This window comes from Agriterribacter sp. (assembly GCF_035444585.1).
Lineage (GTDB): Bacteria > Bacteroidota > Bacteroidia > Chitinophagales > Chitinophagaceae > Agriterribacter.
The window spans coordinates 1-11,199 of sequence record NZ_DAOMOZ010000161.1 but is presented as its reverse complement, the minus strand read 5'-3'; the positions used below and the strand labels follow the sequence as shown (position 1 = coordinate 11,199).

Here is an 11,199-nt window from a genome sequence, read left to right as displayed (position 1 = left end):
GCCACGGTAGTAACGGTCATCCACACACAGGTTACAAAGGCCATGGTTGAAACAGGCCCTATTTTATCCTGGTGGTTTTTTAAAGGCACGCTGGCATCGCCGGCAGGCGCGCAGGTATCTACTACCAGGTCGGCAATTTCAAAAATATTTTTACCGCTTGAATGACGGGTTTGCTTTCCTTTGGCCTCTGCCGCAGACCCGAATGCAATAACTTTCATGCCCTGCCTTTTTGCCTCCAGGGCCACATCAATGTTTACATTGTTAATGCCCGAATGAGAGAACAGCCACATGGTATCCCGCTTATCGAATGTATGTCCTTTCATTATTTCCACACCGTATCCTTCCACTCTTTCTAAAAATACAAACTGGTGTACGCCCATTTGCCCGGTAATATTGGTAAAGAAAGTAAGCGGCAGCTCTACAATGGGATGAAAGCCCACAAATCCACCGATCCGCGGGTACATTTCTTCAATGGGTAAGGTAGCATGACCGCACCCAAAAGTATGCACCCAGCGGCCGCATTCAATGCTGTCGGCCATGATTGCCGCTGCCTTCTGTATGTTTTCCAATTGTGTATTTTCGATCCGGGTCATAATGTCCCTGGCATTTTTAAGCCATTCCAATGCTAACATGAGTATGAAATTTTAAAGATGAAAGTTTAATTTATTTTTTTAAAAATGAAAATGAAAAGCACTGCCATTACGCCAAGCTCTGCATACAGCAGAGTAATAAAATGTTGTATGCCATAGGTTTCCGCCACCATGCCCATAAAGTAATTAACCAGTATATTGCCGGTGATGGCGATCACCAGCACCAGGCTGAATGCGGTGCCCGATAAAGCGGTATAACGGCTGCCCACCAGCCCCAGCATGATAGGGAATCCTCCGGCTATGCCCGCCCCAAGCAGCAGGAGCGCCGAAAGCGCAGTAATAAAGGATGCTGTTGTTTGTAACACAACGATCCCGCAAAGAAACAAGCCGAAAGAAAACAACAAAATGCTCCTGGCAGTTATTTTACGAAAAACAGTTCCTGTCAGCAGGCGCATCAGTGTCATACCGGCTACACAAGCCGAAAGTGCGTACAGTGCATTGCCTTCCGAAAGGCTTTTTTGTTCAATCAAAAAAGTAGTTGTCCAGTTGTTTACGATCGCTTCAAGGCTGCTCTGGCAAAAAAGATAAAAAGCGATCAGCAGCAGCACCATATCTTTCAATAAACCGAAGCTTTTTTTCAAAGGCTGCCCCTGTGTTATTTTGGGTGAAGGGAAGCGGATGAGCAGGTAAAACAATGCAACGCCAACTGCGGTGACGGCTGCGCCCGAAAGAATGACGGGGTAGCTGTAATATTGCTTCAATATGCCGAGCACGAATGGCAGGCCCAGCGCTCCGATCCCGAAAGACACCCCCAGCAGGCTGAGGTTGGCGCCCTTGTATTCGCTGCTTATATCGGCAACTACGGCATTGGTAGCGCCGTTGATGATACCGCCGGCAGATCCGAAAATAAAGATGGAGAGTTGAAGCCATCCGGTGGATGGCGAATAAGCAATACCTGTAAAACCTGCTGCCAGCAACAGGCAGGCACTTACCAGCAATATTTTATACCCGTACCTGTCGCATACAGGGCCAAAAAAAAGCGATCCTGTAAGCAATCCCGCAGGCAGGATGGCAAACAAGGTTCCCGCTTCCCGCTTATCCAATGCAAAATTTTGCTGCAGTCCCTGCGATACGCTGCCCAATGTTAGCAGTGCGATGCCAAAAAGCAATAAGCCGCAACATGCAGAAATGAAAAGTGTTGTTTTATTGTATGCTGCCGGGATCATGGTTCTGTATATTTTTTAATGCTAAAAATGCGGCGCCGTACAAACACGCTTCGTTGCCCAATGCCGAAGGCTCAAACTTTGTGTGCTTAATGCTAACGGGCTGCGCCCAACGGCGGGCTTCCTCCATGATGTCGGGTAAAAACTGCAATGCCGGGCCAAATACACCTCCACCAAAAATGATCTTTTCGGGGTTAAAAAGACTTACGAGATTGGCCGATGCCATCCCCCAGTATTGAATGCATTGCCTGATCACTTTTATGGCGGCAGGATCGCCGTAGCTGTAAGCATTAAATACATGATGGGCTTTAATGTCTTTTAAGGGAATACGGCTTAACATGCTGGTTGCGATTTTTTCTGACTGCAGCAGTTCACGGGCCGATTTGGCAATGCCTTCTCCCGATGCATGCTGTTCAAAGCAGCCGCATGATATGTATTCCTCCCTGAAAGGCGTGGTCAATGCCATCCACCCGATAGCTCCGGATATACCCCGGGCTCCGTTTATGATATTGCCATCGGCCATAATGCCCGCACCTATTCCTGTGCCTACGGTAAGAAAAATAACGTTGCTGCATTGGCGTGCATTTCCTTTCCATATTTCTCCCAAAAGGCTGCACGAGCGGTCGTTATCAATGGTAATACCGGTGCTTTTACAGTTTTGCCGCAATTCATTCCAAAGCGGGTATGCTTCCCATCCCGGTATATTGGGCGCCCATACGGTACCGTTTGCCGGGTTACTGATGCCGGGCACAGCTACGCCTGCAGCAAGTATGCTTTTACCTTTTTGCTGCCATTCCGCTTGCAGTATGTTTATCTTTTGAGTAATAAATGCGCCCAGTTCGGCGCCCTGCCTGTTTTCAAGCTCTGCTTTTTCCTTATGTAATAATTCGCCGCTTTCCGAAAACACGCCAGCCAGTAATTTGGTCCCGCCCAGGTCAATGCCAAGTACAGCCATAGTACATATAGTTTTTAATGAACAGTAAAAGCAATAAAGGGCGGATGTTTTTGGAGTATGTAAGTTAAATTAAATGTTGGCAGCAATTGAATAAAAGGACCAGGCGTTTCAGGGTATATCACATACAAAAGGTGCTGTCTCAAAAGTTATGTTTTGCCACTAAGACCCGCCTTTTGAGACAGCACCTTTTGTATAATGGTTACACAGGATTTCCCAATGTTGTTTTTCTTAGGGGTCTACCAACCCGTAGTTTGGGTAAGGGTATATCCTTTTTCTTCGTATTGAATGATCTGGGACTGCCCTACAGGCGCCAGGTAAGCCTGATCCGTGAAAGGATTCCTGTTTTGTGCATTGTCCACCATCCAGAAGCCTACCAGCGAAGCGGCATTGCTGCCATCATAGGTGATGACTGTACCATCCGATTGCTTAACCTTTGTTCTGCCAATATAGGTATCTGTTAAATAAGCCGAAGCTTCAGCCTGCACATTTACCCAGGGGCCGAGGAAATAATCGGGATTGGTGCTGAAATCCATATAGTCAAGCTTCTCCCATCTTTTCAGGTCTAAAAGCCTTGTATGTTCAAATACAAACTCCATTCTTCTTTCGCGGCGTATTTCCCAGATCAAAGACGGCACATCTGCCTCCCTGTCCGGATCATCGGGCAGTGCACTTAGCATCAATGGCGCTGTTTGTTGCACACCTTTGTCGGTAGCTGCCGCATCAAGCGGGCGCAGGCGTATAGCGTTAATTGATTTATCAATATCTTCCTGGGTAACCGGGCTGCCACCGAGGTATTCTGCCAATACCGCTTTTGCTTCTATCCAGTTCAGTACTACTTCTGCCAGTCGCATAACAGGCGCATCGCTGGTATTGGTATTGCTGCCCCAGGCAGCGGGATAGGTTTTGCCTATATAGGTTATTGCGTCTCTTGATGCGAACTTATAGCCATACAAAAGCGTGGCGGAAGCAGTAAGCGCCCTGTCAACAAATGAAGCTTCAAACCGCGGATCTCTCGTTTTTGCCAGGTCGGCGATCTCAAAGCTTTCAACATCAGGCACACCTGAGTTTTGCCATACTTTCCCGTCATTGGCAATAAATGATTTGATCAGCACAAGATTAGGATCCACACCCACCACTTCTGTTCCATTTGAATAAGAACCTATACAGTGGGTTACCGTTAATGCCGCATCATATACCCTGTACAACAGCACTTCGGGGTGACCTGCCAGGCTTTCTGAAGAAAACAATGATTTGAAATCTCTTCCAAAACTATACTTGTTGCTGCTCATTACTATCTCAGCGGCCTCTACTGCAAACTCCAGGTATTTTTTTGCTCTCGCGGCGTCTATTCCGTGATAATGCTGGTAAGTGCCTTCAAACAACATGAACCTGGAAATGAATGCAGCAGCTATGTACCTGTTCAGGAGCTGTGTGCCGTCATTGTCGCGTATATTGGTTAAGGCATATTTGAAATCATCATACACATTATCCATTACCACCCCGCGGTCATCCCTGTCTTTGTATAAACCAGGCAGGTCATCATCGGCCACTACTTTGTCGAAATAAGGAACATCACCGAAAACACTTACCAGCCGGCTGTATTCAAATCCCCTGAAGAACCGGGCGACCGCTGTCCAGTGCCTGTAAGCATCTTCAGAAATGTTGGGCTTGGCCACGTTTTCAAGACGGTCAAGTAAAATATTTGATTTTCTTACCCATGCAAAATCCCAGGTAGGCCCTGCATAGGTTTGCAGCCATGCTGCCGCTTCTGATGTGGATCCCCTCGACGTTGGAACACTGCTTTCAAAACCTGCCTGCACGTTTTTGCCGGTAAGATCGTCTGAAAACGTATAGCCTCTTACCGGCGTATAATCGGCGGTGAAAGACGTATTGTACCCACTGAAATAATAAGGATAATAGCTGTTGACATACATACGGATATCATCTTCATTTCTCCAGAATTGTTCGTCAACATAGCTGGTCAAAGGAGGGCGGTCGAGTATATTTTTATTGCAACTTGCCAACAGGATAACTGCCGCCAGACTATATATTAATTTTATGTTCTTCATCATGATCGAGTTTAAAAGTTTAATTGAAGACCTGCAGAAAAGCTTTTAAAAGCCGGCACGCCTGTGCCTGTACGGCCCGAATTGTAGTTGGAACCATTCCACATGGAATAGCCGCTTATGCTTTCAGGGTCAATAGGTAGCCCTTTTAGGTGATCCCATGTGATAAAATTCTCCAGCGCTATATATACTCTTAAAGTATTGATGTGTGCCTTGTTAAGCAATGTTTGCGGCAAAGAATACCCTACCGTGAGGTTTTTCAAGCGCATATAGGCCATATTCAGCAGGTACCTGTCCTGCACCTGCATATTATTGGTTGTATTGACGCCGGCGTTGTTATAAGCAGCGGGATAAAACGCGTCAGGCGTTTCGGGTGTCCAGTAATTGCCTGCGATGGCCTCCGGCATGGCGCCATCCGAAGATTGAAAGCCGGGGATGCTTAAGAAGCCCTGTCCCCAGATCTTACGGCTGGCTACACCCTGGAAAAACGCACTGATATCAAAACCTTTATAATCAGCTCCTATTCTGAAGCCGTATTCATATCTTGGATTGGAATTGCCTATTACTTCCAGATCACCGTGGTCGTCTAATGTACCCTTGCCATTATTGAGCTCTCCATCCCCGTTCACATCTTTAAATTTCACATCGCCGGGGCCAAACCTGAAGTTGGCAGAATTTTGTAAAAATGCCTGGTAAACCGGCTTCTTGCCATCCGGTCCGGGCTTCAACTGGAAAGCCTGTCGTCCGGTATACAGCCCGGTTTCTGCATCCGTTAATGTGATCAGCACCGGATTGCCCGAACCGTCAAGCGCAAAATCATCTTCCTGATATAGCCTGTCTGTACGATATCCCCATATTTCGCCTATCACTTTGCCATTATAGTTTCCTGTAACCTGGGTGCCTGAACCATAGGCAGCTAAAATGGTTTTTGAATCAGAAAGATTACCGCTGATGTTGATGCCTAATCCGTTTTCAAACCTGTGGTTGAAAGAAAGACCGAGATCCCAGCCTTTGGTTTTCAGCGTGCCGTAATTGCTCTGGGGAGCACCTGCGCCAAAGGTTAAAGGAATGCCTTCTGCAGGCACGATCATATTGTTGGTATTTCTCTGGAAGATATCAAAATTCACATTGAGCCTGCCATTTAAAAACCCTGCATCTACTCCAAAGTTGGTGGTTACAATATCCTGCCAGCGTATGCTTGCAGCAACAGCGGCCGGAGAACCCACATAATTTACCCTTGCCCCGTTGCCGCCGATCCATGTAGATTGTCCGCTGGGCATTATTGCTATATACAGGTTATTGGGAACGCTTTGATCCCCGATAGAACCCCATGAGCCACGGAATTTAAGGAAGCTCAATACGGGGCGGGTCCATTCCATAAACGTTTCTTCACTGGCTACCCAACCTGCAGAGAATGAAGGGAACCAACGCCATTGCAGATCTGTCGGAAACTTCGAGGAGCCGTCGTAACGAAGGTTACCTTCGAGGAGGTATTTTTCTTTGAAAGCATAGTTGATGCGGCCAAAATACCCTAACTGTGCTTCCCAGAATTTATCACCGTCAACGGTTTGGGTGCCTGTTCCGAAATTAAACTGTGGATTTGTTATATCCGACAGGTTAGTGATCTGTGAAAACTGCCATTCGGTTGTAGCTGTAACACGGTTCAAACCTGCAATGAATTTAAACCTGTGATCACTGCCTAAATCAAGGTTATACGTTGTATAGGCATTGATGGTATTGGTGAGGAAATTGGTAGCCGTTCTGGCAAGGTGGTCGGGGTTTGCGCCATACGAGGTATAGGTATCGTACGACAAATCGTAAGCCGCTATAGCTCCGGGGTCAGTAGCAGACACTACCTGTCCTGCATCATTTACATACACCTGGTTACCATCTGCATCAACCCTGGCTTTTGGTGCAACCCATGAATTGCGGGCAGTGTACCTGGTGCCCGGGCGCTTCCACAACTCCTCCTGGTTGGTGTAGGTATAGTCAAAATCTACTTTCCAGTTGCTTAATATATTTACGGTGGCGCCGAGGCTCATGTTTGTATAATTCTGCAGGATATTCGCGGTATTGGCTGCTGCCATTTCGCTTACCGGGCTGCGGATGGGATCGCCGTTCTCGTCATTGCCAAAGGGATATAAAGGTCCCCAGCGATACAGGTACAGCCAGGGATCGGCAGTGGTAGAACTGGTTACATAGGGATATTCTTTGTTTCTTCTTGAATACAATGCGCCACCCCTTACGGTGAGGTATTTGTTGATCTCACTGGATATTTTCAGAGAAGCGTTATATCGCGTAAACCGGTCTTTTTTAGCGGGCTTTATCATACCGCTCTGATCCAGCAGCCCCAATCCCAGATTATAAGATGTTTTGCCAGTGGTAAGCCCGAATGAGAGATTGTGCTGTTGCGTGGGAGCCCATTCTTTTATCATATAGTCGTAAGGATCGTATGTGCGCGTACCCATTTTTTGATTGGAGCCCTGCACAAACCAGTCTCTTCCAAAAACCGTAGGGTCATCTTTACCTATTGTGCTGCCATACTTTTCATTCCATGCAACCGCCTTTTCATAGCTTCCCCTGTCTACATAGTAAAAAGCGCCTGTTGGAGTAAAAGTGCCTACACGTTCTGCAGCGTCAACAGTATACTTTAAGCCGTTCACGCGTGCCATCTCCAGGTCTTTCCATACATTTTGCCAGGAAAAGTTGTTTGTATAGCTCACCTGGGGCTTACCGCCGGCGGCGCCTTTTTTGGTGGTGATCAGTATTACGCCGAAGGATGCTTTTGAACCATAAATAGAAGCTGCTGCCGCGTCTTTTAAAATGGTTATATTGGCAATATCATTCGGGTTTACGAGTTGTATGCTGGGTATCTCAACGTTATCAAGCAATATCAGTGGAGAAGCGCCACCCTGGAAAGAACCCATTTGTCCGCGGATCCTGATAATAGGATCAGAGCCTATTTCACCGCTGGGCACGGTAACGCTTAACCCGGGTGCCCCACCCTGCATTGCCCTGCCTACATCAGCAATGGGCCTGTTCTGTACAGATTTCTGCACATCAATGGTGGAAACTGCGCCGGTAAGGTTCCCTCTTTTTTGCGTGCCATATCCAACCACTACTACCTCACCCAGCACATTGTCTGCACTTTCAAGCTCAATACTGAGCGCACTGCCGGTGGCTATCGTAGCAAAGGTGGTTTTAAATCCTACAAAAGAAAAGCTTAGCCTTTGTCCGGTTTGCGCAGTAATGCGGAAGTTACCGTTTTCATCGGTGAGTGTATTGCTGTTGGTAGCAATATTGGTTACCGATACACCGGGGAGCGGCTCTTTTTCATTTTTAGATACGACGCGGCCGGTTATGGTTATCTCCTGTGCCGGCAGCGACAAATGACAAAGCAGAATGCCTGTCAGGAGCAAGAAGCGCTGAAGTCTGGTCATAGCAATCGTTTTAGTGATAAAGATTAATGGAAACTTATATTTGCTGTTGCCGGTTTAAAGCGGCAATGGCTAAAATTTTTTAAATGGTTTGTTTTAACGGATCAATTTCCAACAAGGTAAATATAAAAATGCAATAACCTGCAAAAAACAGATTAAAAATGCAAAAAACATTAGATAGCTGCAATTGTTGTCACTCAAGCCTGCTTCCCGGATTCCAGGGCCTTTCGTACGTTTTTGTTTTTTGCTATAAGCTGCTTTGCCGTTTGCCGGTCAACATTCAGTTCCTTCATAACGATATTTACTCCCCGGGCGATCAGCTTGTTGTTGCTCAGTTTCATGTCTACCATTTTGTTCCCTTTTACCCGGCCCAATTGTATCATCACTGCTGTTGAGATCATGTTTAATACAAGCTTTTGAGCAGTTCCCGCCTTCATACGGGTACTGCCTGTAATAAATTCTGATCCTGTTACTATTTCAACGGGGTATTGTACAGATGCTCCAAGCGGTGTGTTGAGGTTGCAGGTGATACAACCTGTGAGCAGTCCGCATTTCCCGGCACTTTCCACACCCCCGATAACATAAGGCGTGGTTCCCGAGGCAGCTATACCAATAATGGAATCCGATTTGTTGATCGCATACTCTTCCAGATCATCAATGGCTTTATCCTTGTTGTCTTCCGCAAATTCAATGGCTTTTCTTATAGCGCCATCCCCTCCGGCCATAATGCCTATAACCCAGTCGTCGGGCACACCAAAGGTTGGCGGGCATTCGGATGCATCCAATATACCAAGCCTGCCGCTGGTACCGGCGCCTATATAAAAAAGACGCCCCCCCTTTTTCATTCTTTTTACAATGGCGGTTACAAGGGCATGTATCTGGGGAATGGCTTTTGCCACTGCCAGTGAAACAGTCTGATCTTCACGGTTGATGCCTTCCAGTATTTCCATTACCGTCATTTTCTCCAAACCGTCGAAACGCGATGGCATTTCTGTTGTAAGCATTGTATTCGTTTATTTTAGCCGTATAATTCTTACAAAAAAACGCATTAACATGCATAAATATAGATGTTATACTGAATAAAACAGCATTTATGGTAAAAATTAATTGCAGATCACAGAACCTATTGCACATTATCCAGGGTTTGTGATATCCTTTCTTCAACCTACCTTTGCAGCTTACCATATAATAAGTATGAAATTCGGAGTAGTTGTTTTTCCCGGCTCAAATTGCGACAGCGATATGATTTATGCGTTGCGGGAAGACCTTGGCCATGAAGTGATTGAGCTGTGGCATAAGGATAAAGATCTGAGTCTTTTTAATAAAGAGGATTGTATTGTTTTGCCGGGGGGATTTTCTTTTGGTGATTACCTGCGCTGCGGGGCGATCGCCAGGTTCAGTGCTATGATGCAGAGCGTAATTGGATTTGCTCAAAGGGGAGGAAAGGTTTTAGGCGTTTGCAACGGGTTTCAAATATTATGCGAAGCGGGTTTGCTGCCCGGCGTTCTGTTGCGCAATGAAAACATGAAATTCGTTTGCCGGAACGTATATATAAAAGGAAAAGACGGCATACCACTGAAAATCCCTTTGGCACACGGGGAAGGAAGATATTATGCAGATGAAAAAACGCTCAACCTGCTGGAAGAAAACAACCAGGTGATCTATCGTTACTGTAATGCATCGGGAGAAATAACCCCTGCTGCCAATCCCAACGGGAGCCTGCGCAATATAGCCGGCATAACCAATGCTGCCCGTAACGTTTTTGGCATGATGCCGCATCCCGAAAGAGCATGCAGTGAAGCACTCGGAAATACCGATGGTCGAAAAGTATTGCGTGATCTGCTTGGTGCGGAAAAAATCCTTGTACCCGCGGATTGATACTTTTGACAAATATTTAAGTCTTTTTGTGTGAAATTTACCGGGCATCTGCGTTTAAAATAAAGTTTTGCATTATGAAAAAAACTATATTATTTACGGTTCTTATATTTTTAGCAAGCGCCATTGCCGCACAGGACGGGTCTGCCAGAATGGTGGATTGGAATTTTTCGTCTAAGAAAGTTGCCGCCGACACCTATGAGATCCGGTTCACGGCTGACATAAACGGCAAGTACCATATGTATGCCCAAAACGTAGGTGTTGAAGGCCCCGTTGCCACTTCATTCACTTTTACCCGCAACCCTTTGATAGTGTTAAATGGTAAAGTAAAGGAAATTGGCAAAATGGTCAGTAAGCACGAAGCGGTATGGGACGGCGATGTAAACTATTATGAAAATAAGGTGGAATTTGTACAATTGGTAAAATTGAAAAAGAACATCAAAACGAATGTAGGCGGCTCTGTAGAATTTATGGTGTGTGATGATAAGGAATGCTTACCGCCGGCAGAAGTTCCATTCAAAATAAATATCGGGGGATAAAATATTCAGGGTAGGGGTCAGGAAAATAAAAGGGATCGTATATTTTTTATACGGTCCCTTTTTCAATGCGTAAAAATGTTACTATGTTACAATGCAATTTGTTTTTCCTGCATCATTTTGCGCAGGTTGATTAAACCATAACGCATACGTCCCAAAGCAGTATTGATGCTGCAATCGGTTAACATAGCGATTTCTTTAAAGCTTAATTCAGCGTAATGTCTTAAAATGATCACTTCGCGCTGATCTTCAGGCAAACGATCAAGCATTTCGCGAACGCGGTCGTGACTCTGGCGCTGCATCATCCGGCGATCAACTCCATCTTCTGAAAAATTGATCACTTCAAAAATGTCGCGGTCGTCACCTGTTTTTATAGCAGGCGTACGTTTAACCTTGCGGAAATGATCTACGCACAGGTTATGGGCAATACGCATGGCCCAGGGTAAAAACTTTCCTTCTTCTGTGTAACGGCCACTACGGATGGTGTCAATAACCCTGATAAAAACATCCTGGAAAA

9 protein-coding genes are annotated in these 11,199 nt (G+C 45.9%); 2 read left to right on the top strand and 7 right to left on the bottom strand.

Going from position 1 to position 11,199, the window contains the following annotated elements:
- The 6 genes from PLH26_RS15735 to murQ all read right to left on the bottom strand — a co-directional run.
- The coding region (locus PLH26_RS15735; RefSeq protein ID WP_324586985.1) for a sugar isomerase domain-containing protein at positions 1-632 on the bottom strand (632 nt) is incomplete at its 3' end.
- A 26-nt stretch (positions 633-658) separates the two neighbouring features.
- Positions 659-1,816, bottom strand: a complete 1,158-nt coding sequence (locus tag PLH26_RS15730; RefSeq protein ID WP_324586984.1) for an MFS transporter — start codon at positions 1,814-1,816, stop codon at positions 659-661.
- A complete protein-coding gene (locus tag PLH26_RS15725) occupies positions 1,794-2,768 on the bottom strand; it encodes an ROK family protein (protein WP_324586983.1) in 975 nt (324 codons plus the stop codon). The genes PLH26_RS15730 and PLH26_RS15725 overlap by 23 nt, the downstream gene beginning before the upstream one ends.
- Before the next feature lie 236 nt (positions 2,769-3,004).
- Positions 3,005-4,840, bottom strand: a complete 1,836-nt coding sequence (locus tag PLH26_RS15720; protein WP_324586982.1) for a RagB/SusD family nutrient uptake outer membrane protein — start codon at positions 4,838-4,840, stop codon at positions 3,005-3,007.
- An 8-nt stretch (positions 4,841-4,848) separates the two neighbouring features.
- Entirely contained in the window at positions 4,849-8,274 is a 3,426-nt protein-coding gene (locus PLH26_RS15715) for a SusC/RagA family TonB-linked outer membrane protein (RefSeq protein WP_324586981.1), read from the bottom strand.
- Between the two features lie 194 nt (positions 8,275-8,468).
- Complete coding sequence (gene murQ / locus PLH26_RS15710; RefSeq protein ID WP_324586980.1) at positions 8,469-9,275, bottom strand: N-acetylmuramic acid 6-phosphate etherase; 807 nt, start codon at positions 9,273-9,275, stop codon at positions 8,469-8,471.
- 190 nt (positions 9,276-9,465) lie between these two features.
- On the opposite strand from murQ, the gene purQ reads away from it, so the two are divergent.
- On the top strand, positions 9,466-10,149 hold the full coding sequence (gene purQ, locus PLH26_RS15705) for a phosphoribosylformylglycinamidine synthase subunit PurQ (RefSeq protein ID WP_324586979.1): 684 nt from the start codon (positions 9,466-9,468) through the stop codon (positions 10,147-10,149).
- 74 nt (positions 10,150-10,223) lie between these two features.
- Positions 10,224-10,685: a protein-disulfide reductase DsbD domain-containing protein gene (locus PLH26_RS15700; RefSeq protein ID WP_324586978.1), complete on the top strand. Its 462-nt coding sequence runs from the start codon at positions 10,224-10,226 to the stop codon at positions 10,683-10,685.
- An 86-nt stretch (positions 10,686-10,771) separates the two neighbouring features.
- On the opposite strand, the gene PLH26_RS15695 is transcribed toward PLH26_RS15700, so the two are convergent.
- Positions 10,772-11,199: RNA polymerase sigma factor (locus tag PLH26_RS15695; protein ID WP_324586977.1), on the bottom strand; the 428-nt coding region annotated here is incomplete at its 5' end.

Excerpts from the sequence above, each read along its gene's own strand:
- PLH26_RS15700 (WP_324586978.1), top strand. The coding sequence starts at position 10,224 with ATGAAAAAAACTATATTATTTACGGTTCTTATATTTTTAGCAAGCGCC.
- PLH26_RS15730 (WP_324586984.1), bottom strand. The coding sequence starts at position 1,816 with ATGATCCCGGCAGCATACAATAAAACAACACTTTTCATTTCTGCATGT.
- murQ (WP_324586980.1), bottom strand. The coding sequence starts at position 9,275 with ATGCTTACAACAGAAATGCCATCGCGTTTCGACGGTTTGGAGAAAATG.
- PLH26_RS15715 (WP_324586981.1), bottom strand. The coding sequence starts at position 8,274 with ATGACCAGACTTCAGCGCTTCTTGCTCCTGACAGGCATTCTGCTTTGT.
- PLH26_RS15725 (WP_324586983.1), bottom strand. The coding sequence starts at position 2,768 with ATGGCTGTACTTGGCATTGACCTGGGCGGGACCAAATTACTGGCTGGC.
- PLH26_RS15720 (WP_324586982.1), bottom strand. The coding sequence starts at position 4,840 with ATGATGAAGAACATAAAATTAATATATAGTCTGGCGGCAGTTATCCTG.
- purQ (WP_324586979.1), top strand. The coding sequence starts at position 9,466 with ATGAAATTCGGAGTAGTTGTTTTTCCCGGCTCAAATTGCGACAGCGAT.